24 protein-coding genes are annotated in these 21,121 nt (G+C 42.6%); 13 read left to right on the forward strand and 11 right to left on the reverse strand.

Features of this window, described 5'->3' with window-relative positions; translation table 11 throughout:
• Positions 1–127: 127 nt before the first annotated feature.
• Both ACMXYN_RS06030 and ACMXYN_RS06035 read right to left on the reverse strand, forming a co-directional pair.
• Positions 128–1,924 carry a DEAD/DEAH box helicase gene (locus tag ACMXYN_RS06030; RefSeq protein WP_415893948.1) on the reverse strand — a complete coding sequence of 599 codons (1,797 nt, stop codon included), beginning with the start codon at positions 1,922–1,924 and terminating at the stop codon, positions 128–130.
• Between the two features lie 228 nt (positions 1,925–2,152).
• On the reverse strand, positions 2,153–2,947 hold the full coding sequence (locus ACMXYN_RS06035) for a response regulator (RefSeq protein WP_415893949.1): 795 nt from the start codon (positions 2,945–2,947) through the stop codon (positions 2,153–2,155).
• 154 nt (positions 2,948–3,101) lie between these two features.
• On the opposite strand from ACMXYN_RS06035, the gene ACMXYN_RS06040 reads away from it, so the two are divergent.
• Together ACMXYN_RS06040 and ACMXYN_RS06045 are read left to right on the forward strand one after the other, a co-directional pair.
• The gene (locus ACMXYN_RS06040) at positions 3,102–3,959 is read left to right on the forward strand and encodes a TraB/GumN family protein (RefSeq protein ID WP_415893950.1); all 858 of its coding nucleotides are present in this window, start codon (positions 3,102–3,104) and stop codon (positions 3,957–3,959) included.
• A gap of 10 nt (positions 3,960–3,969) precedes the next feature.
• On the forward strand, positions 3,970–4,506 hold the full coding sequence (locus ACMXYN_RS06045) for a hypothetical protein (protein ID WP_415893951.1): 537 nt from the start codon (positions 3,970–3,972) through the stop codon (positions 4,504–4,506).
• 141 nt (positions 4,507–4,647) lie between these two features.
• On the opposite strand, the gene ACMXYN_RS06050 is transcribed toward ACMXYN_RS06045, so the two are convergent.
• Both ACMXYN_RS06050 and ACMXYN_RS06055 read right to left on the reverse strand, forming a co-directional pair.
• Positions 4,648–5,286: a helix-turn-helix domain-containing protein gene (locus ACMXYN_RS06050; protein WP_415893952.1), complete on the reverse strand. Its 639-nt coding sequence runs from the start codon at positions 5,284–5,286 to the stop codon at positions 4,648–4,650.
• Positions 5,287–5,422: 136 nt separating this feature from the next.
• On the reverse strand, positions 5,423–6,445 hold the full coding sequence (locus ACMXYN_RS06055; protein WP_415893953.1) for a M48 family metalloprotease: 1,023 nt from the start codon (positions 6,443–6,445) through the stop codon (positions 5,423–5,425).
• 126 nt (positions 6,446–6,571) lie between these two features.
• On the opposite strand from ACMXYN_RS06055, the gene ACMXYN_RS06060 reads away from it, so the two are divergent.
• Genes ACMXYN_RS06060 through ACMXYN_RS06075 form a run of 4 tightly spaced genes read left to right on the forward strand, consistent with a single transcriptional unit; the run spans position 6,572 to position 8,856 of the window.
• Positions 6,572–7,081, forward strand: coding sequence for a DUF2878 domain-containing protein (locus ACMXYN_RS06060; RefSeq protein WP_415893954.1), 510 nt, complete (start codon positions 6,572–6,574; stop codon positions 7,079–7,081).
• Complete coding sequence (locus tag ACMXYN_RS06065) at positions 7,062–7,595, forward strand: chalcone isomerase family protein (protein WP_415893955.1); 534 nt, start codon at positions 7,062–7,064, stop codon at positions 7,593–7,595. The genes ACMXYN_RS06060 and ACMXYN_RS06065 overlap by 20 nt, the downstream gene beginning before the upstream one ends.
• 36 nt (positions 7,596–7,631) lie before the next feature.
• Positions 7,632–8,411, forward strand: a complete 780-nt coding sequence (locus ACMXYN_RS06070) for an SDR family NAD(P)-dependent oxidoreductase (protein WP_415893956.1) — start codon at positions 7,632–7,634, stop codon at positions 8,409–8,411.
• 25 nt (positions 8,412–8,436) lie between these two features.
• Positions 8,437–8,856: a nuclear transport factor 2 family protein gene (locus ACMXYN_RS06075; RefSeq protein ID WP_415893957.1), complete on the forward strand. Its 420-nt coding sequence runs from the start codon at positions 8,437–8,439 to the stop codon at positions 8,854–8,856.
• Between the two features lie 67 nt (positions 8,857–8,923).
• On the opposite strand, the gene ACMXYN_RS06080 is transcribed toward ACMXYN_RS06075, so the two are convergent.
• From ACMXYN_RS06080 to ACMXYN_RS06090, 3 genes are read right to left on the reverse strand one after another with little or no spacing between them, the layout of a single operon-like run.
• A complete protein-coding gene (locus ACMXYN_RS06080; RefSeq protein WP_415893958.1) occupies positions 8,924–10,156 on the reverse strand; it encodes a class I SAM-dependent methyltransferase in 1,233 nt (410 codons plus the stop codon).
• Positions 10,143–10,955, reverse strand: a complete 813-nt coding sequence (locus ACMXYN_RS06085) for a DUF1365 domain-containing protein (protein ID WP_415893959.1) — start codon at positions 10,953–10,955, stop codon at positions 10,143–10,145. The genes ACMXYN_RS06080 and ACMXYN_RS06085 overlap by 14 nt, the downstream gene beginning before the upstream one ends.
• Positions 10,948–12,324, reverse strand: coding sequence for an NAD(P)/FAD-dependent oxidoreductase (locus tag ACMXYN_RS06090; RefSeq protein WP_415893960.1), 1,377 nt, complete (start codon positions 12,322–12,324; stop codon positions 10,948–10,950). Before ACMXYN_RS06090 ends, ACMXYN_RS06085 begins: the two co-directional genes overlap by 8 nt.
• 189 nt (positions 12,325–12,513) lie before the next feature.
• Here ACMXYN_RS06090 and ACMXYN_RS06095 point away from each other — a divergent pair, with 189 nt between their 5' ends.
• The 5 genes from ACMXYN_RS06095 to ACMXYN_RS06115 are packed head-to-tail and all read left to right on the forward strand — an operon-like array spanning position 12,514 to position 16,466.
• Positions 12,514–13,110 carry a sigma-70 family RNA polymerase sigma factor gene (locus tag ACMXYN_RS06095; RefSeq protein ID WP_415893961.1) on the forward strand — a complete coding sequence of 199 codons (597 nt, stop codon included), beginning with the start codon at positions 12,514–12,516 and terminating at the stop codon, positions 13,108–13,110.
• Entirely contained in the window at positions 13,107–13,769 is a 663-nt protein-coding gene (locus ACMXYN_RS06100; protein ID WP_415893962.1) for a ChrR family anti-sigma-E factor, read from the forward strand. Before ACMXYN_RS06095 ends, ACMXYN_RS06100 begins: the two co-directional genes overlap by 4 nt.
• A gap of 35 nt (positions 13,770–13,804) precedes the next feature.
• A complete protein-coding gene (locus ACMXYN_RS06105; RefSeq protein ID WP_415893963.1) occupies positions 13,805–14,770 on the forward strand; it encodes a YbgA family protein in 966 nt (321 codons plus the stop codon).
• Positions 14,771–14,813: 43 nt separating this feature from the next.
• Positions 14,814–16,217: a cryptochrome/photolyase family protein gene (locus ACMXYN_RS06110; RefSeq protein WP_415893964.1), complete on the forward strand. Its 1,404-nt coding sequence runs from the start codon at positions 14,814–14,816 to the stop codon at positions 16,215–16,217.
• Between the two features lie 12 nt (positions 16,218–16,229).
• Positions 16,230–16,466: a TIGR02450 family Trp-rich protein gene (locus ACMXYN_RS06115; protein WP_415893965.1), complete on the forward strand. Its 237-nt coding sequence runs from the start codon at positions 16,230–16,232 to the stop codon at positions 16,464–16,466.
• An 85-nt stretch (positions 16,467–16,551) separates the two neighbouring features.
• Here ACMXYN_RS06115 and ACMXYN_RS06120 read toward each other — a convergent pair whose 3' ends face one another.
• Entirely contained in the window at positions 16,552–17,523 is a 972-nt protein-coding gene (locus tag ACMXYN_RS06120) for a permease (RefSeq protein ID WP_415893966.1), read from the reverse strand.
• 116 nt (positions 17,524–17,639) lie between these two features.
• Here ACMXYN_RS06120 and ACMXYN_RS06125 point away from each other — a divergent pair, with 116 nt between their 5' ends.
• Positions 17,640–17,933, forward strand: a complete 294-nt coding sequence (locus ACMXYN_RS06125) for an ArsR/SmtB family transcription factor (protein WP_415893967.1) — start codon at positions 17,640–17,642, stop codon at positions 17,931–17,933.
• An 84-nt stretch (positions 17,934–18,017) separates the two neighbouring features.
• On the opposite strand, the gene folE is transcribed toward ACMXYN_RS06125, so the two are convergent.
• Positions 18,018–18,656 carry a GTP cyclohydrolase I FolE gene (gene folE / locus ACMXYN_RS06130; RefSeq protein WP_415893968.1) on the reverse strand — a complete coding sequence of 213 codons (639 nt, stop codon included), beginning with the start codon at positions 18,654–18,656 and terminating at the stop codon, positions 18,018–18,020.
• A gap of 127 nt (positions 18,657–18,783) precedes the next feature.
• Between folE and ACMXYN_RS06135 the strand changes: the two genes are divergently transcribed.
• Complete coding sequence (locus ACMXYN_RS06135; RefSeq protein WP_415893969.1) at positions 18,784–19,251, forward strand: DUF3833 family protein; 468 nt, start codon at positions 18,784–18,786, stop codon at positions 19,249–19,251.
• Here the strand turns inward: ACMXYN_RS06135 and ACMXYN_RS06140 are convergent.
• Positions 19,241–20,251, reverse strand: coding sequence for an NAD(P)/FAD-dependent oxidoreductase (locus tag ACMXYN_RS06140; protein ID WP_415893970.1), 1,011 nt, complete (start codon positions 20,249–20,251; stop codon positions 19,241–19,243). The two genes, ACMXYN_RS06135 and ACMXYN_RS06140, sit on opposite strands and share 11 nt — an antisense overlap.
• A 213-nt stretch (positions 20,252–20,464) precedes the next feature.
• Positions 20,465–20,953: a hypothetical protein gene (locus ACMXYN_RS06145; protein WP_415893971.1), complete on the reverse strand. Its 489-nt coding sequence runs from the start codon at positions 20,951–20,953 to the stop codon at positions 20,465–20,467.
• Between the last annotated feature and the right edge of the window lie 168 nt (positions 20,954–21,121).

Genomic DNA, 21,121 nt, shown 5'->3' on the forward strand with positions numbered 1-21,121 from the left:
TTTAGCAGTGATTCAGAAGGCAAAAAGGCAAGCTTACGCTTGCCTTTTTTAATCCCATCCTTGAGAAAACACTAAACAGTTCATGAAGGGGGAAGAATGTTTAGTGGTAAAAACTAGCGACTAGAGACTAGCTCTCTTTTTTCTTGCTGTCTTTTCTGTTTCTACGCGGCGGACGGTTACGGCTATTGCTGTTACCCTTACCGCCTCGATCAGAAGATCCGCGACCTCTGCTACCACCGCCACGACGTTCGCCGCCACTTGTAGCTTCTTTCAGATTAAGGCGCTGACCACATACAACCGCTTTTCTTAATTGTTGTACAACAGATTTTGGCATACCTGTTGGTAGATCAACTGTTGAGCAGTCGTCGTAGATCTCGATAGCACCAATAAAGTTGGCATCTAGATCTGCTTCATTAGCTATTGCGCCCACAATGTTCTTTGGCGCAACACCATGGTCATGACCAACGCTGATCAAATAGCGCTGCATCTCAACATCAGGGTGATCTTTCAGTTGTTTTGCTTTAGTGGACATACCACGTGGTGGACGCTTGCCACGGTCATCTCTATCACGATCGCCACGTTCACGACGAGGTGGACGCTCTTGCTCTTTCATCAGCAGCGGAGTTTCACCTTGTAGAAGATGAGCCAGCGCGGATGCAATGATAAGCGGGTCAGCATCGTGTTCTTGCTGATATTCAGTCAGTAAGTTTTTGAAGAAATCTAAATCTTGGCTATCGATCGTCTGTGTGATGCGATCAACAAAGCGCTGTACACGCTTTTCATTGATGTCATCAGTAGACGGCAGTTGCATCGTCTCAATCTTCTGACGAGTTGCTCGCTCAATAGACTTAAGCATGCGCTGTTCACGAGGCGATACAAACAAAATCGCTTCACCTTCACGGCCAGCACGGCCAGTACGACCAATTCGGTGAATGTAAGATTCAGTATCGTACGGGATATCGTAGTTAAGAACGTGGCTGATACGCTCAACGTCCAAACCGCGTGCTACAACGTCAGTAGCGATTAGAATGTCGATTTGACCGCGTTTAAGCTTGTCGATCGTACGTTCACGTAGGTTTTGTGAAATGTCACCATTCAGTGCTTCACAAGCGTAACCACGTGCAGATAGTTTTTCTGCTAACTCAACCGTTGCAGATTTCGTACGTACGAAAATCAACATGGCATCAAACGTTTGCATCTCTAGAATGCGCGTTAATGCATCTAACTTTTGATTACCCGATACGCGAAGGTATTTCTGCGTGATCGTGGTAGCCGTTGCAGTTTTCGCCTTAATGCGAACTTCTGCAGGGGAGTTAAGGTGATTCTCAGCGACTTTCTTGATCTGCGAAGGCATAGTTGCAGAGAAAAGCGCAATCTGACGATCATCCGGTGTGTGTTCTAGTACCCACTCAACATCATCGATAAAGCCCATGCGAAGCATTTCGTCTGCTTCATCCAATACTAGGGCCTGAAGGTTATCTAGTTTTAGAGAGCCACGTCGCATGTGATCCATTACACGCCCAGGTGTACCTACTACAACTTGTGCACCACGTTTTAATTGACGTAATTGGCTGTCGTAAGCTTGGCCGCCGTAAATTGGCAGAACGTGGAAATCAGGAAGATTACGCGCATAAGTTTGACACGCTTCAGCTACCTGAATTGCTAATTCACGAGTAGGGGCAAGAATCAGTAATTGCGTATGACGGCTCTTTAGATCAAGCCTAGATAGCAATGGCAGGGAAAATGCGGCAGTTTTACCGGTACCCGTTTGCGCAATACCCAGAAGGTCTTTACCCTCTAGTAGATGAGGAATACTTTGTGCCTGAATTGGAGATGGCGTTTCGTATCCGATCTCGTCCAGGACCTTCAATACGGGAGCCGCAAGGCCAAGCTCAGCAAAGGACAGCTGATCTTCTGAATTCATTCTTTGACTTACCTATTCGGAATTAGGGCAGGGCTGCATACTATTTTAAGATACAGTATAGGCTGCTCTGGTGGGAAAGCGGGCATTATACACCTCAGCCAGCCCATAACAAGTTCTCAGGGCTCTATTATCTGTTTTATACCGTTATCTTTGGTGAAATTTTAGCCATAAAGATTGTGCGTATTTTAAACAGCGCTATTGAGGGCCAATAGCGCACTTAAATGAGAATTAGCCTTCGAGAATTTGGGCAAGCAATTTTTTCACTGTCGCGGGTTCAAATGGCTTGTCTGCCATGGCGTTTACGCCCGATTTTGAAACATTACTTAAATGGGCATGACTCGCTTCACTGGTAACCATCAAAATAGGTAGGTGAGAATAATCTCCCGAACTACGAACATGCTCAGCTAGTTCTAAACCGTTGACCTCGGGCATATTGTAGTCGGTGACAATTAGATCGAATCCATTCGGGAGAAGAGTGATTGCTTCGGATCCATCTACAGCTTGAGTAATATTTTGAATGCCAAGGTTTTTTAAAACATTGGTGATCACTTTACGAGCCATCCGACTGTCATCTACTACTAGCACCCTTAAGGAAGCTGCGTCGTAGTATTCAAGATCTAATTCATCATGTGAGAGGATATCAAGCGTTGAATTAATGGCAGTGGCTAAGTGATCATGACTAAACGGTTTAGGTAAAATAGCGATAATGCCAGATTGTTTGAATTTATCTAATTCACTATGCCTTGTTTCACTGGAAATCAGCATAAAAGGAAGATCAGTTAGCGTAGGATCTTGGCGGATATGCTGAAGGAGCTCCATTGCAGAACCATCTGGGAAGTGGAGTGCGCTTACTACGAGGTCCGGTCTAACGGCTTTAATCTGTTTGATTGCACCATTAACACTGTCTGCTTCATCGATACTTTCAACTAGCTCTTTATTCAGTTCTTTTCTAATTACCTTACGCTGCATAGCCGAAGGTTCAACCAATAAGATTGTTAGATCAGATGAAGTTAGGTCACTCATAGGATGCGCTTACCCTTTTCTTAGCGTTAATCTCTAAGGTAGCAAGCTTTTGTCTTGTACTAAAACAGTTTAGGCTGGCTAAATCACTTTTTGAGGCTAAAGTGTAGGAAATTTCCTTTTTATTAAGGCCTTAGTCGGAGATGGAGATCTTAAAATGGACAGAATTTTACTAGCGTTCTTAGCTTTTTTTATAAGTTTATCAGCTACGGCTCAGACTTCGCTTTGGAAAGTGACAAAAGCTGGGGAAGAGATCTATCTTGCAGGCACCATACATGTCTTAGCGCCTTCCGACTTACCGTTTCCAAAAGCTTTTGACGAGGCCTATAAAGCTTCAGATATTGTCGTTTTAGAAACAGAAATGTCAGAGATTCTCGATCCTAATTTTCAGGCGAGACTAATGGCACATTTCTCCTATAGAGATGGACGTTTATTAACTCAGATGATCTCTCCTGAACTTTATCAGGAGCTCCAGCAGTATCTGCGAGACCGTGGTCTTATTCCTCATATCTTTATCGGTATGAAGCCAGCAGGCGTGATGTTAACGATGCTCGGAATAGAATTTCAACGCTTAGGTATCTCTGAAGATGGTGCTGATACGGTTTACTATCAGAAAGCTATTAATGATGGCAAAGCGACGCTTGGCCTTGAATCGATAGAAGACCACATTGGTTTTATTGCTGAACTCGGTGAGGGGAACGAAGAACGGTATTTGAAACAGACGCTTGAGGATATGAAAGAGACCGAGAGCATGATGCGAGAGATGGTTCTCTACTGGAAAACTGGAGATGCGGCAGGCCTTGAAAAAATCGTTGTTGCACAGATGAAAACCGATTACCCGAAGGTGTATCAATCCCTTCTAGTCGACAGGAATGAGCGTTGGTTACCTCAGATTAAAACGATGCTTACGACGCCAGAGATTGAATTTGTACTGGTAGGTGCTGCTCACCTGATTGGTCCAGATGGCATTCTGAAAGAGCTCAAACAGCAAGGTTATTCTGTAGAACAGATGTAAGGATAAAATTATGCTAGGAACACGCATTATTCTACTTTCAATGAGTGGTGTCCCAGGAGTAGAGGGAAGCGCCCCAGAAGCAGAGGTAATTTGCGCTGCTAACCATGATATTCCTCTCTTTTGGCTTCTGCCTTTTACTTGTGAGGATCTGCAGTATTTTGAAGTTGCTGCAGAAAACGATGGCATCCTCAGTCACAGTGGAAATGCCAAATATCCGGTTTTAGTCGCTGAGCGGGTAAAGCTGCTAGATCGTCTTGAGCAACGGTACACATTACTCAAACCATTTATCTCTGCTGGTGATGCAGAATTGTTACAGCGTTGGGCTCAGTTCATTTCAAAACTGTTGGCACCAGTCATTGCTATGGATACCTATGAGTTGTGGTGTAACTCAAGCCAACAAGAACAGTTAGCGGATAATATCCTCGAAAAATTAGCTATGTTCGATGACCTTAGCAGTCAAAATGCGTCAAATTCTCTAGAAGAGTTAAAGCAGAAAGGCATTTGGCAAGAAGGGAATCAAATTGCCTTAGCTGGTTTTGGTTGGTAAACCTGACAAAAAAAACCGTCACATCTAAATGTTTGCAAGCAAACGTCATGGTGTGACGGTGTTCAGGAAGGTTATTTTCAGTATAACTTAGTTTATGAACTTTGCAGTTTTACTGAATTTTAAGATTCCGACGGAGTAACTTTAAGCCGTTACCCAAACCACTTCTGCGTCTTCTTCGCTAGTGGAGACCAATGCGTGGCCCATCTCACAATCATAATAGGCTGAATCTCCAGGGAAGAGCTCCAGCGGTTCGTAAAATTCTGTGTAGAGTAGAAGCGAGCCTCTCAAAACAAACAGGAACTCTTCACCATCATGTCTTACCCAATCAGTATATTCGTCAAAATCGCGAGCCCTAACCGTTGTGCGATAAGGGATCATCTTTTTGGTACTTAGCTGAGTTGCTAGTAACTCGTGTTCATAGGTAGGAGTTGGGTGGGGTACACCTTCGCCGCCACGGGTAATATCGCGACGACCACCCGCTCCGGCACCACGTTTAGGTTGGGAGAACAGTTGGGGGATATCGATACCCAAGCCTTTAACTAATTTGTTAACGGCACTAAAGGTTGGAGAGATCTGCTCGTTTTCGATTTTAGATAGGGTTGAGCGGGCAAGGCCTGTGAGTTTGCTTGCTTCTTCCAGAGTCAGATTTTGGCTTAAACGGATCTCTTTGACACGTTTACCCAACTGCAGAGGTTCTAATGTAGCTTCTGTTTGACCGTTGCTCCGTTGTAGGCCTAGTTTTTCTTTCTCTTCCTTTAGGAAAAATGGCTCGTCAGACATGCATACAACCCCGAATCTCACTCTGTTTTTAATTATCTTAGAGCACAAATATAGTGCTATCTAGACAGTATACATGGTTGATAAAGGGTTCTCTAATAGGCTAAGGGGTGATAAGGATTTTAATAAAGGTGATTGGTTAATCAGGTAAGGTATTTTTCAATCGCGTTATCTCTTTACGGATCAGAATAGAGCGTTCGACTGTGGTTGGGTGAGAGATTTCTTTTCCTTTGGTGATCGTCGAAGGGTGAACTGCTGCCATTTTTTGCCAGAATAGATCCAACCCTTCAATTTCAAATCCTGCTTTGTGCATCAGTTGTAAGCCAATGAGATCAGCTTCGATCTCATATTGCTGAGTATATAAATTTGCGCCTAGTCCCGTTGCGATTAAGGGGGAGGGTATACCGCTCGTGAGTAAAGCTGTATCTAGCAATAAGCCAAGTGAGCTATTTTTGATCCGTTGCGGGATATGGTGCTGAGTATTGTGTGCCATTTCATGAGCGATAATTAGGGCTAGCTCATTATCATCTTGCGCAAAGCGCATCAGTCCCTGAGTAATGACAATAGTGCTGCCATCAGCGTAGCCATTAATGGCATCACTTGGGCTTAAAATGACTGGGTAATCACAAAGTAACTCCGGCTTCATAGAGAGAGTAATCAGGTCTTCATCGCGTTCAATGGTCAGTTCTACAACGGTCTGATCTTTTAGGTTGTTGCTTAGATGTTTGATCGATTTAGCTGTGCCTTTTGGAAAAGGTTGTTTGTTGATGGAAATTAGTTTGTCGCCGACTTTCAGCTTTTGGTGTGCAGGCCCGTTACTTAATATCTGTAAAACGCTGGGTTGTTCACCAAGTGAATAGATAGATTTAGCAACGGCTTTCTTCGGTTTTTTATAGTCGTCTAGGCTATGGATGAATATACCTAAGCTCGGTTTTGTTCTTTTACCGCAGGCTTCTATATTCTTGGTCAATAAAGGGCGAGCGACTTCAGCGAGCCGGGTTTGCTGTTGCAGCTGATAGTGAAACGCTTTCTCTAATTGGATCGATTGTTCTTGCTTAATTTCATCTTTGGAAGGGGTTTGGGTCGTCAGTGATGGCGAGGAACATCCCGAAATTATGAGCGTCGTTAGAAATAAACCGATATATCGCTTCCAGTGTCGCATCTCATTTAATCCATGTTTTTCATCCTTATAGCAGTGATTTTAGGCGCAAATCAAGTAAGTGGATTTGAGCCTATGATCTATTGAGAGTTGTGGCTCGTATCTCTAGAAAGGGTATAGGTGATAGAGATGAGCGAACGGTTCTGGGTTAATGCGATCGGCTTTCAACTTGTTTGGTGGCTGAGTATTTTGTATGGGAATGATGCGGTCATCGTTGTCAGCTTTATCATTTGCCTTCATCTGATTTTTCATTCAGATCCCGCTCTAGAAACCTGTATTGTCTTTTCGTTAGCAGCTCTTGGTTTTGTTGTAGATTCAGTTTTAACCCTCTACGGGGTGTTTGAATTCGACAATTCCTCCTTTCCTCCTCTTTGGTTACTGCTTCTTTGGATGGGGTTTGTTGCGACTCTCAGGCACAGTTTAGCGTTCTTTAATAATCGCCTGTTGCTATCAGCGCTGGCGGGGGCAATAGGAGGTAGCAGTACTTACATTGCGGCAGCGAAACTTGGCGCAGTATCCCTTGGCTTTTCAATGATCTCGTCGTTTCTCATTTTGGCAACGATCTGGTTGCTACTTTTCCCATTCCTTATGTATTTCAGTCATCGTTTAGGGGCTCGATATGTTCGTTCAGACGCGTAACTTTATTCGTTATATATCGATTTATTTGTTATTGCTCATTCAGAGTGCATTTGCCCAAGTGCATGCTCAAGCACAGCCCAATATAGAAAGTTGGAAAGAGGTGGGAAGAGCTGAGTTATCAATCCTTTGGTTTGATGTTTATGACGCTGTTTTTTATACGCCAAATGGTGCTTTTGATAGTTTTAGTTCGCCCCTCCAACTGAGTTTGGATTACAAGCGGGATATTAGTCGTGATGATCTTCTGTCAGAAACCGATAAACAATTTGCACGTTTTCAGGTGGCAAAAGAGACGAGATTAATATGGTTAACCCAGTTGGAAAATATATGGCCTGATATTAAAGAGGGCGACCAACTTATCTTCCAAATAAGTACTACCGGAAAGGCTGACTTTTTCCATAACAAACTTTGGATTGGTGGTATCGAGGATATGCAATTTTCTGAAGCCTTTATCCAAATATGGCTTTCAGATCAGGGCGAATACCCTGAACTCGCTAGAAAGCTGAAAGGTCAGTGAGCATGGTAAACCTGTTTATTTCATAGGGTGGTGGATATGTTGAATAAAGAACTTCCGTGGAGATCCGCTTGGTTAACGGGAGCTGGCAGTGGTATAGGTGAGTCATTAGCGCTTTTGTTGTCAGAGAATGGCGTGAATGTATTTATTTCGGGCAGAACGCTGTCTGCGCTTGAGAAAGTAAAGAGCACCGCTGAACAGTCTGGTTATCCCGGTAAGATTATTCCATTAGCTATGGACACAACCCAATCAGATCAAATTGAACGAACACTTAAACAGTTTGATAATGCTTTTCCTGAGTTAGTTGTATTAAACGCCGGCACGCATGATCCGTTTCCCGTCGAGGAGTTTAGCGCCAGCAGAGCTAAAGCTTTACTCGATGTTAATTTACAAGGCACTCTCAATTGCTTGGAGCCTGTCATAGAAAGGGCGTTGAACTCCAACTGTGGGCAAATTGCTGTGATGGCATCGGTGGCGGGATATAGAGGTTTGCCTACAGCTGCTGTCTATGGTGCGAGTAAGGCTGCATTAATCCATTTATGCGAAGCATTAAGATTGGATCTGAAAGGCACTCAAGTAAAATTACAGGTAATTAACCCTGGGTTCGTCAAAACTCCGCTTACAGATAAAAATGACTTTGAGATGCCGTTCTTATTGGAACCTGAGGACGCTGCTCAACGTATCTTAGATGGGTTAATTAAAGACCAATTTGAAATTACATTTCCTAAACGTTTCAGTTACATTCTAAAACTTCTAAGCATGATTCCTTATCGTTGGTATTTTGCTTTGGTTAGCAAAGCGCTGCTTAAAAACAGATAAATATAATCAGTCAGGATCAGGGTTCATGGATCGTTGGATAACGGAATATGTATCAACTTTAGAAGGGTTAAACAGAGATAACCTTGCATCACTGTTAGAGATAACACGTGATGATTTTGACTTTAAGGATCCTTTTAATCACACCTATACCCGAGATGCTTTTGTCGCCATCCTAGATGATATGTACGCCAAGTTAGATCAGGTTGTTTTCAAAGTCGATCAAGTGATGGTTGATGAAAATCAAGCGATGATCTATTGGCGTTATAGTGCTACAAGTAAATTTACAGGAGATATAAATTTCGCCGGCACTAGCCTTATAAAAGCCGATCAGCATGGAAAAGTTTATTTCCACCATGACTATTGGGATGGGTCAGAGTTACTGGTTAAAGTACCGGTTATAGGTAAAGTGGTTAAATTCTTGAGAGGAAAATTTAGCCATCAATAAAAAGCCCTTTGTATTCATTTAAATGAATGACGTAGGGCTTTTATGAATAGTCTATGAAACTCTTAGATTATTTCTCTTCATCATGGCAGATGACGTACAGACCAACATCAATAGATCCGTGTTCAAAACCGCCTTCACAGTACGCTAGGTAATAGCGCCATAAACGATAAAAGGTTTCATCAAAGCCTTGATGTTTAATCTCTCCCCAAGACTTTTCAAAATCACGATACCATTCGCGTAGTGTTCGAGCATAATCTTTACCAAACAATTGTTTGGTTTTTAAGGTAAAGCCATGCTCAGCAAACTTCTCTTGGAGTCGTTTATCACTCGGGAGCATGCCTCCAGGGAAGACATAACGTTGAATAAAGTCTGCTTGTTTACGATAGCTATTAAAACGTTCGTCATCGATCGTGATGATCTGTAGGACAGCATGACCACCCGGTTTAAGTACACGCTTTAGGGTTTCAAAATAAGTGTCCCAATGTTTCTCGCCAACCGCCTCAAACATCTCAATAGAAACCACCGCGTCATACTGCTGCTGAAGGTCACGGTAATCCGTTAAACTGAGATGAACCTTATCTTCCTGTTCCGCTTCTGCAATCTGGTTCTTCGCCCACTTAAGCTGTTCTTTCGAAAGCGTGATGCCATGTACGTGTAAGTTGTTTTCTTGGCTAGCTTTTCTAGCAAACCCGCCCCAACCACAACCAATTTCAACGACGTGTTCACCTTCTTTAGCGTCTAAAAGCTCAATGATTCTGCCGTATTTATTTTGTTGAGCGTCGAGCAAAGATTCATCTTGGGATTTATATAAAGCAGCTGAGTAAGTCATGCTTTCATCCAGCCAAGGCTGGTAGAAATCATTACCGAGATCATAATGGGCTGCGATGTTTTTCTTACTACCCGAGCGACTATTATCATGACGCCAGTGGTAAAGGTTGTGCAAAGAACAGATTAGAAATCCAGCCTGCGAAAGGTCACTCAGTGAGTCTTCATGGGCTAGGCCCCACTGCATCAACGCAGTCAGATCTTTACTATCCCAATCACCTGCCAAGTAACTTTCGGACCAGCCATTAATGCCGCCGAAGAATAAACGAACTAAAGGACGGAAGTTATTCAGCTTTACCTCAGCTATAGGGAAGGCATGGCCTATTTTTTCGGTGTAGCCACTAGGTAAAGTGAGGTTTAAGGTTCCAATCGATTGATTTAGCTTGGCAGTAAGGTATTTGAGAAGCTTTTTCTCAAACCAAGTTGGCTGAGGCGAGCTAGATGTTAACTCGTTGGATGATTCATAAACTTTCATAATGCGTTACTCCATGCTTATCTTGCCAGCTAATGCTGTGACTGACCTTTTTATCACGAGGTTGAATGGTCAGTTTTTTTCGCCAAAGCTTCAGTGCTTCCCAGTGAATCGCGCCAACCACTTTTAAAGTCATCAACGGATATTGGAAGAACATTTTCAATAGTTTACGGTCATTTAAAGGAATCCGATCACCTTTAAATGAAGCATAAAATACGGTGGAGTGATCTTCTTTAGTTGGCGTTTGTTCTACCTGTTTTATACCGATTGAGACATGTTGGTTAGGTGGAGTAATGCTGAATTGATAAGCGGTTTCCATTGGCATAAAAGGGCTTACGTACATTAACTTGTCGCAGCCATGTCGAATAACTTTGTCTCTGCCTTGTGATTCGATGAGATAGGTATGCCTAGAGCCAAAGGTGTTGCTGACTTCATAAAGAATGACCTCAACCTCATCTTCTTTGTTGTAACAAAAATAAACGCTGAGGGGATTGAAGGTGAAGCCTAATATTCTTGGATAACAAAGTAGTTCAATGCGTTCAGTTGCAGAACTGTGCCCTCGGTCGATTAGATGCTGTCTAATCTCATCGGCAAGGTTTCCTTTGCTGGTACCGTGATCCCGCTCTTGGAATGAGAATAGATTGAATCGGTTAATCGAAAAAAATCGAAATTTGTCTAGCTTATCCAATTCATCTAAGTCGACTTTCAAGGAAAAGACACTGTACACAAATCGATGAACTGTAGGCTTCACGCGATGATGCATCACTTTTCCTTGGTAGAGTGACGATCGCAAATTAGCCATGACTTTCGGCTCGTTCAATGGTGTTGTCTTCCTTGCGTATTTTACTCTCATGAACATGTATTCGGCTGTTTTTGTCTTTCACCACCCAAGGGCGAGGAATGCCACCGAGCTCTTCGGCAACCGCTAGTCCTGCTTGCAAACCATCTTCGTGGAAACCGTAACCAAAATAGGCCCCACAGAACCAAGTTCTTTGTTTACCTTGTAATGACCATAGTTCTTTTTGAGATTGAAGTGACTCTTTGCCAAAAGCTGGGTGGTCATAAAAGAAACTGCGGATAATAGATCCTGGTTCCGGTTCTTCTAGCGGGTTTAAGGATACGAAAATAGGTGTTTCTGTATTCAACGGCTGCAACTGATTCATCCAGTAGGTAACAGATACATCCTGAGATTTATCCCTGATTCCTTCAGACAGATAGTTCCAACTCGACCAAACCTTTTCTCGTTTTGGCATTAGGGAGGCGTCTAGGTGAAGGTAGGCTTTGTTTCTCTGGTAAGGGAAGTACTGCAATAACCTTTTTTCTTCATCTGTTGGGGATTCAAGCAATGCTAAGGCTTGATCAGAATGGCAGGCTAAAACAACATCATCATACTGTTCTCGTTTGCCATGGTGGTCTTCTATAAAAACGCAGTTATCAGAACGAATAATTTTATGGATACGGCTGTTGATTCTGATATTGCCACCTAAGGTGTCAGCAATTTTATTTACATAGTTTTTACTACCGCCAATAACCGTTCGCCATTGTGGGCGATTACTCAGTTGAACCAGACCATGGTTGCGGCAAAAACGCATGAAGCAACTCGCTGGGTAATTAAGCATCTGCTCAACTGGAGTGGACCAAATCGCCGCACCCATAGGTAATAGATGGTCGTATATGAAGTGTTTGCTGTAGCCTTCTTGAGTAAGTAGGTCGCCTAAGGTCATTTCATCTAAATTATGTTGTTTAGATAAAGCTTCCGAATTGCGGTAGAAGTGCATCACTTCGCTGATCATCTTCCAAAAGGACGGTTTGAAAATATTGCTCCTCTGAGCAAGCAAACCAGATAAACCGGTACCAGAATATTCTAATTGACCTTTATTGATTGAAACCGCGAATGACATATCTGTTTCGCAGGTTTTAACATCTAGCGTTTTGAAAAACTCAACTAGGTTAGGGTAGTTAACAGGGTTAAATACAATAAAGCCAGTATCAACATCGATAGATTGGTTATTGTGTTCAAAGGAGACGGTATTTGAGTGGCCGCCCAAACGGTCATCTTTCTCGTATAAGGTGACGTCGTGAACTTTATTAAGAAGCCATGCACAACTTAATCCGGAGATGCCGGAACCAACAATCGCAATCTTTTTGGGGCGCATGGCTGAAATTTTCATCTATCTAGTCCGTTGTTACTGAATATGTGTTTTATAGTTAGGTTTGTACAGGTTTAATTGTTATCTGCAGTAACTAATACGCACACATAATGTATTGAGATCACTAGGTTTAGTTATTAAATGCAAAAAAATTGTATTTAAGAATACTTAAAGGTGATCCGGTTCAGGCGAGTACACGTAAGGAGTCATATGGAAAACAAACCGCCAGGTGAAGACGTGGAAAAAGTTGTTGCTATGCCGCAGCCGGAAACTACTCAAGATTGGAGTAGTTTATTAATGTCGCTAGGTGAAACCAAAGACAAAGCTCTGTTTGTGCAACTGTTCAAACATTTCGCTCCTAAGATCAAAGCCTACATTATTCGATTAGGTTTGGTAGAAAGCACCGCAGAAGAATTGATGCAGGAAACGATGGCCTCTGTATGGCGTAAAGCGCACATGTATCAAAAGTCGAAAGCAGCAGCCAGTACTTGGATTTTTACATTAGCTAGAAATCAAAGTATCGACTGGATGCGTAAGCAGAAATATCCAGAGTATTCTCTGGATGAGTGGCATGAAGAAGCCGACGAGTCACAAGATACTTGTACTGATGTAGTTCTATCTGCGCGTATGCAAGCTTCCATAGATAAACTACCAGAGCTTCAGGCTCAGGCGATTTATATGTCTTTCTATGAAGGTCGTTCTCATTCTGAAATTGCAGATCGATTGGGAATACCTTTAGGCAGTGTTAAATCCAGAATTCGATTAGCATCGGAAAAATTAAGAGTAATGTGGAGGGATGATGTATGAACATTAAACATCACCTAGATGAAGCTACCCTCGTTAGTTACGCGGCTGGCTCAATGTCTCAATCAATGGCTTTGGTTGCAGCTTGCCATCTCTCTATGTGCCCTGAATGTCGTGAACGTGCACAAAAGTCCGAAGCGATAGGTGGCATGCTTCTAGAAAGCCTTGAGCCTGCAACTATTGATGATTCATCCCTTAACCAAGTACTGGCTATGCTGGATGAAGAGGATATCGACGTAGAATTCACCCGTAGCAAGCCTGCTAAAACGGTCGATTCTGATGTGCCAGCGCCTCTCGCTGATTACATTGGCGACAAGCTTGAGAACATTGAATGGAAACGCATTGTTCCCGGTGTCTACTATCATGATCTACCTTGTAAGAGCGAGCGTGGTGGTGTCTCACGATTACTGCGTATAGCGCCGGGTAAATCCATGCTGGCACATACTCATGACGGTAATGAGCTGACCTTAGTTTTAAAAGGTTCTTTTAGCGATGAAATGGGGCGTTTTACCGCGGGCGATATTGCGGATCTCGATAGTGAAATCGAGCACCAGCCTTTAGTTGATAGTGATGAAGACTGCATCTGCCTGATTGCGACTGATGCACCGCTTAAATTCAGCACTTTGTTAGGTAAGTTGGTTCAGCCTATTACTGGCTTCTAAAGAGATTATTTCGGCTTAACGTTGAGGTATAAACAATGAATACAGCAACCTTGAATGAATTAATCCCAGTTGGTGTAAGTGCTTGTTTATTAGGACACAAGGTTAGATATGATGGAGGGCATAAACGTTCCAAATATTGCCTCAATGTTCTCAGTGAGTGTTTTGAGTTTAAACCCTTTTGTCCCGAAGTTTCGATTGGATTGAGTACTCCTCGAGAGCCTATAAGGCTGGTGGGTGATGCTGAATCTCCACGCGTATTAGGCACGAAAGACCCCTCTTTAGATGTCACTGAGTCGCTTAAAGCTTATGCGGCTGAGGTAAGTGATAACAATCAAAACCTTTGTGGCTACATCCTTATGCAAGGTTCACCAAGCTGCGGGATGGAGCGTGTAAAGGTGTACCATGAAAATGGAATGCCAAATGTAGCGGGTAGTGGTGCTTATGCTGATGAGTTTATGAAGCGTAATCCTTCGTTGCCTGTAGAAGAAGAGGGGCGTTTAAATGACCCTATACTGCGAGAAAATTTCATTACTCGGGTATTTGTTTATTTCAGCTGGCAAAAAGAGGTCATGTCGGCTCCATCGTTACATGAAGTGATTCAGTTTCATAGCCGTCACAAATATCAATTAATGGCTCACAGCTATGAAGGTTATAAGGTATTAGGTAAATATCTTGCTACCGAAGCTTCACAATTGCCTTTGGAAGAAGTATTAGAGACCTATATTCTCGAGCTAATGACCCATCTTAAAAAACGCGCGAGTCGAAAAACTCATACCAATGCGTTGATGCATATTATGGGTTACCTCAAAAGAGATATTGATACCGAAACCAAGCAAGATCTCCTCGAAGCTATAGAGCAGTATCGCAAGGAAGAGGTTAACTTGGTTGTGCCTCTTGCTCTGTTAAAACATTACCTGAAGCGCTTTGGCAGTGAATACATCCAAACCCAAGCTTACTTAGACCCATACCCTCATGAGCTGGGCTTAAGAAATTATATTTGATCGACAATTCAAAAATGATCTATAGTGTAAAGGCGAAAACTATATGAAGCTGGTTTGGTTTCGCAACGATTTAAGGACAGGAGACCATCACGCCCTTTATCATGCTTGTAAACAAAGTAATGGTGAGGGCGTTCTAGCTGTAGCATCAATCACAACGAAACAGTGGCAACTACAGGACGAATCCAAAGCAAAAATTCAGTTTTACTTAGCCAACCTATCTAAGCTGAGTGATCAACTCAAAGCTCTGAATATCCCCCTTGTTATTGTTAGAGCACCCACCAATAAAGAGCTTCCTGCAGTATTACTGAATTTTGCTCAACAGCACGGTGTATCAGAACTATTTTTCAATCGTGAATATCCCGCATTCGAACAAAAGCGCGATGCTGCGGTTAAGGATAGTTTTGTGACGGAGGGTATTCCAACACAGGCCTTCGACAGCGATCTTATATTTACCCCGGGTTCTATCCTTACCCAGCAAGGGATGCCGTTTAAGGTGTTTACCCCTTATAGCCGAGCCTGGCGCAGAAAGTTCTCGGCAGAGTGGGTAGAGGCTCTGCCAGAACCAAAACCTCAGAAGCAACTTGATATAAAGCCTTCTGAAGTACCTACAGATGTAGGTTACTGTTTGGAGTTAGGCTCTGATTGGCAAGAATCTAGCTGGCCTGCGGGTAGTGAGGCTGCACACAAATGTTTATATCAATTTATCCATTCAAAATTAGCTCCTTATCCTGACCATCGAGATATTCCTGGTATCACGGGTACATCCTCTTTATCACCGTACTTGGCTCAAGGTGTTATCTCCACACGGCAATGTTTAACGGCCATTCAGACCTATTCTGATGATCCTGATTGGTTAGATAATCAATGGGTGACAGAACTGATTTGGCGAGAGTTTTACCGCCATTTAATTGTGCAGTTTCCCGAGATGAATCGTTGGTTACCCTTTAAACCTGAAATTGAAAGCAAATTAGAGTGGTCGTTCGATCAAAATTTGTTTGAAGCTTGGTGCCGGGGTGAAACAGGCTACGCCATTGTTGATGCCGGTATGAAACAATTGAATCAAACGGGTTGGATGCACAATCGAGTACGTATGATAACGGCTTCTTTTCTAACCAAAATCTTGCGTCAAGATTGGCGCCTAGGTGCGCGTTACTTTATGCAGCATCTAATTGATGGGGACTTTGCTTCGAACTTAGGTGGTTGGCAATGGAGCGCTTCAGTAGGTGCTGATGCTGCACCTTATTTTAGAATCTTTAATCCGATGAGGCAGGCTGAACGCTTCGATAAAGAGGGCAAGTATATAGCTCAGTGGTTGCCTGATTTAGAAGGGTATAACGCTATCCAACAACATGATCCGCTAATTACTATTGGGTGCAATAGGCCTCAGCCTATAGTGGATTATGCGCAAGAAAGACGTTTTAGTTTAGACGCTTATAACGCGAAGTAGAGGTCATTCTGAATGGCTTTTTCACCTAGAAGAAATCAAATTAATCCCAATAAATTACTGCTGTCTAAATGGACGGCTACTGAACTTATCAATAAACGAAAGCACTTTATCGTAATTGAATTGCTGCGTGATCCAGATAACGAAGAGGTTACGGGTTGTATGATTGAAGCAGTGATCGATAAATATCAAATGCAGATCGATTGGAAAGATCTAAAAAATGCCGAGGTTTGGCAATTGGGCTGGAAATAGCTTTATTTCCTGATGGGCTTATTAGGTGAGTGGGGAGCAGATAAGCATGTTTCCAAATATGAATTATCTGCTTAAACCCATGCTATTAGCTGATGACTGCGTTGAGTGTAAAACCGCTGATTACGGCTATTGAGAAGATTACGGCTAAAAACGCAATCATTAGTGGCCAGTAAAATAATCGTCTCAGCAGTATCATTTCAGGCAGGCTGGCACCGCCGCTACCAATCACTAAAGCGATGATTGCACCTAAACTCACCCCTTTAGCGGCAAACGAACCGATCAACGGCAACAGCGCGGTCACTCTTATATAAAGTGGGATACCGATCAATGCCGCCGTTGGGATTGCTGCTGGATTATCCGCATTAGCCACTTCGGCAAAAAAGTCATCCGGTATAAATCCATGTACAAAGGCGCCGATTATCATTGCGATAAGCATGTATGGGAACATGGTTCGAAAGAGTGACCATGATTCTGCCCAGGCTTTTTTCCAGATAGTTGGTTCCTGTTGAACTGTCTCATTACAGCACTTTGTTTCTGGTGAAGGTGAGCAACCTGAATCACAGCTGGGTTTTGCCTCAAGCATATCGGGTTTGATATGACGTTCGAATCCAAAATACTGCAATAAAACCCCAGCAATAATCGAAGCACTTAAGGCTAGAGCTGCGTACCACAGGGTTACTTCAAGTCCCAGCACAGGAATAAACAACGCTATTACGATTGGGTTCAGAAGGGGCGATGTAAATAAGAACGTCATGGTTGGACCGAAACCCGCTTTGGCTTTCAATAAACCAATCAGCATAGGTATGGTTGAGCAGCTACAAAAGGGTGTAACAGCACCAAGTCCTGCGGCAGTTAAGTAGCCACGACCATTTCTTCCACCCAGCAGTTGTTGAATTCGTTCGGTTGGCAGTTTTTGATTAATTAAAGCCACACAGTAACTAATCACAATAAATAGGAGCGTCAATTCCAAGAACAGCTGCAGGAACATTTCCAAGCTGGTGGTTAGCATTGATGTGAGTTCAGGGTCTGTAGCATATTTCTCTATATAGCTGAGCATAAATTTTATCCTGTATATTCTATATTTCTAGAACTATGGAAATATAATCTAGCTCTTACTTTGTTTTGTCAATATATTTCCATTATTATGGAAATATATTGTTTATGGGTTAGGTTATGGAAATTGAATTAGCGGCTAAGCGGTTAGCTGAATTAGGTCATACAACTCGGCTAGAAATCTTTCGTTATCTAGTCCGGGGAGGTAGACAGGGTGTTCCTGTTGGAGAGATTCAATCTGAATTAGGTATTCCGGGTTCGACCTTATCTCATCATATTTCTAGATTGGTTGCTGTGGGATTGGTGTTACAGCAAAGGGAGGGCAGAACACTCTATTGTGTTCCTCAATACCAAGAGTTGGATGGGTTGATCGATTTTCTGAAAGATGAGTGCTGTATCAACGAGAACAAATAGTTTTTAGGTGTTTAAAGCGTCTGATGGCTCGGTATAACCAGACGCTCTAATAGATCTTACCAAATGGCCAATCGACCTTGTTTTTTAAGTTAAAAACTCTGCGCGTGTACGTGCATTAGATTTGAAAATACCACCCAATGCAGTCGTTTCTGTCTGAGAGTTAACATCCATTACACCGCGAGACTTAACGCAGTAGTGCGTGGCGTTGATCGATACAGCAACGTTGTCCGTTTCTAATAGGGTTTGAAGTGCAATAAGGATCTGTTTTGTTAGACGTTCTTGCACTTGTGGGCGTTGACTAAAGAAGCGAACAAGACGGTTAATCTTAGACAGACCTATGATTTTATCCTTAGGGATATAGGCTACTTTGGCTGTACCATCGATGGTAACAAAATGGTGTTCACAAGAGCTAAGAACACTGATGTCCTTAACTTTTACCATCTCTTCTAGGTCCATCTTATTTTCAATCATCGACATATCAGGGAAGTTTTCATAATCTAGCCCAGAAAACACCTCGTAGACGTACATTTTCGCCACACGATGGGGCGTTTCTGTAAGGCTGTCATCTTCTAGGTTTAACCCTAGTGTCCCGACAACTTCAGTCATTAAGCTCTTTATGCGCTCATACTTTTGCTCCTGTGAAAGGCCGTTATCAATTGTTGGTGTTTCTAGGCCTTTTTCGATCAGTTGATCGCGTACAGTAGCTGCTTCAGCAGAGATCATGTTTTATTCCTTACTGATATTAGAGGGGTGCATTATACATGGTTGATCGCTTTTTAGATCAGTTATGATCTGAGCTATTGGTTTTTACGTAATGCTTCAGTAAATAGAGAAACATAATTTTACAGTAATGAATAAAACTGATTGGCCCGATGAGCTTGAACTTTTTGAATATTTCCGCGGCGAAACAATGGCCTATGGGTTATTTGAGGATCGCTTTGGCAATATTCGTCGATTATTTACCGTAGCGATAAAAGGTGCAGTGTCGGGTGATCAGCTCACATTAGAAGAAGATTTTTTTTACGAAGATGGAGAGCTTGAAAACCGTACTTGGGTTATCGAGCGTGGTCAAAATACGGTGTATAGTGGAACGGCAGGGGATGTTTTAGGTCGAGCTGAAGGCAAGCAAAATAAAGCACGTTTTACCTGGCGTTATGACATGCTGTTAAATGTCAGTGGTCGACAATATAAAGTAAAATTTGATGACTGGATGTTTTTAATGCCAAACAATGTCTTACTTAACCGGGCAGTAGTCAAAAAGTTTGGCATTAAGTTAGGTACGGTTTTTATCAGTTTTTCGAAAGATTCTAAGAGTTAATAGATCTAAGTGAATTACCTAAACAAGAGATAAGTTCTGCAGACAATTTGTTTGCACTCTCCCAAGCCCCCTCTAAATCTCCTCCGAGTAGCCAATCACCACAAGCGCCAATATGCGTTGTCTCATCCCAAAGCATGCCATGCTCTGTTTTTGGGTGACGAGAATACAACCACCGATGACAGCGTCTGACCGCTATAATATTTGTTTCAGGTTTTACCGACAGAAAGGCTTGGGTAAGAAGAATTTCTATCTCCTCTTTGGGAAGGTTGATATGTTCTTGGCTCCATTCGGGTTTTGCCTCAATCGACCATATTGCCGTGCCGTTTCCAGTATTCCGTCCAGGTTTAGCGCTTTCTTTGATACAGCGATACAAAATAGGGTGATGCCCTGTTATCAGTTGTTCAGGTTGATCTGGTGAATCTGTTGTTTCAAGAAGTGCCACCCAACTGGCTGAAGGGGTAATGGCTTTAGCAGTATTTGAAAAGCGCGGTACAGCTTCTAATAAGGTTGCTGCTTGTTGAGCTGGAGCTGTCACTATAGCGGCATCGAATACACCCAGAGATTCACCTTTTTCATCGCGAAGCCGTACCTTTTTTTGGGAGCCATCAAGTTCTGGCCAGATATAGCCCACGCGAGTGGCAGGGTGAAAACTTGCGTTAGCCAGCAAGTGTCTGGTTAAACTACTAAGGCGAGAGCTTCCTGTGATTAGATTTGGCGATTGTTGTTCTACACCGTCGAAACTCTTGGTATTAGGTGACCAGGTTTCTACCACTCCACTTTGAGCCAACCAAGTCGAAAAGTCACCATTCTTTGTTGAGATAAAGGGTGCGCCTAGATCCGCACTCATATCGTCTAATTTGCAACTTGAAAGCCGACCACCCGTGCCTCTGCTTTTTTCATAAACGCTCACCTCAATACCATTTGAAGTCAAAATGTCGGCAAGAGTTGTACCTGCTAGACCTGCACCAATGATGGCAACATGTGGTTTTGTTTCTGTCATAGTTGTTCGCCGGAATCATAGAAAATGAATACCAGAAACGCTTTAAAAAGATTATCTCGATGAGTCGAATTGGAGGCGAGGTCTATAAAGATGCTTATGAAAGCATTTGGAAAACCAAACTAACATCACTCCGGTAACAAAGCGTTTACAGGTTGTAATTTAGCTTTGTTACGGCGGAATGAGAGGATTGGATCAGTTGATCAGAAACAGTGATTAGATTAGGTCAGGAAAAGGGAAATCATCGCACATCACGCGAGGGTGTTGTGTTACAGCAATCGCATGTTCGATATTTGAGCCTTCTCGCATTGCATTAATAAGCAAGGTTAGAACGAAGGTGATTGAGTAGTATTCAACGTGTGCCGTTAGGAACGGCAGATTGATGTCATCGTGAGCTTGTTTGCTTAGACGAGCCGCCAATTGAGCTGCTTCGCTATCATCGAAACCTTCATCAAGGTTATGAATCAGTTCATAAATTTCGTTTGGAAGCTGTTCATACAGGTAGTTATCAATCTTCAGAATCGTCTTTACAAGCACCGCGTGTTCTTTTGCTTCACTTAGGAAAGGCAAACTAACCTTTTCATTTAAGCGTTCTGCTATTGCGATGTTTTCCTGCTGAGTAAGAAGCTTTCTAGCCGATTTTTTGGCAAAAAAATCTTTAACCAATACGTGGAATTGGTCTTCTGTCATTGAAATGTTTGCCATTGTTATTCCTTACCTTATTACTAGCTAAAAACCTTAATTGGATTTTAGGTTAGTTTTGAATGTGAGGATAGGGGGAGGCACGTAAAACTCTATTCTGGTTAGCAAAAAATCAAAGCAATAAAATCATTGGGTTTAAGCATCTAAGTCTCATTTTTTATGGCGGTACTT

This window comes from Neptuniibacter sp. PT8_73 (assembly GCF_047778045.1).
Taxonomy (GTDB): Bacteria; Pseudomonadota; Gammaproteobacteria; order Pseudomonadales; family Balneatricaceae; genus Neptuniibacter.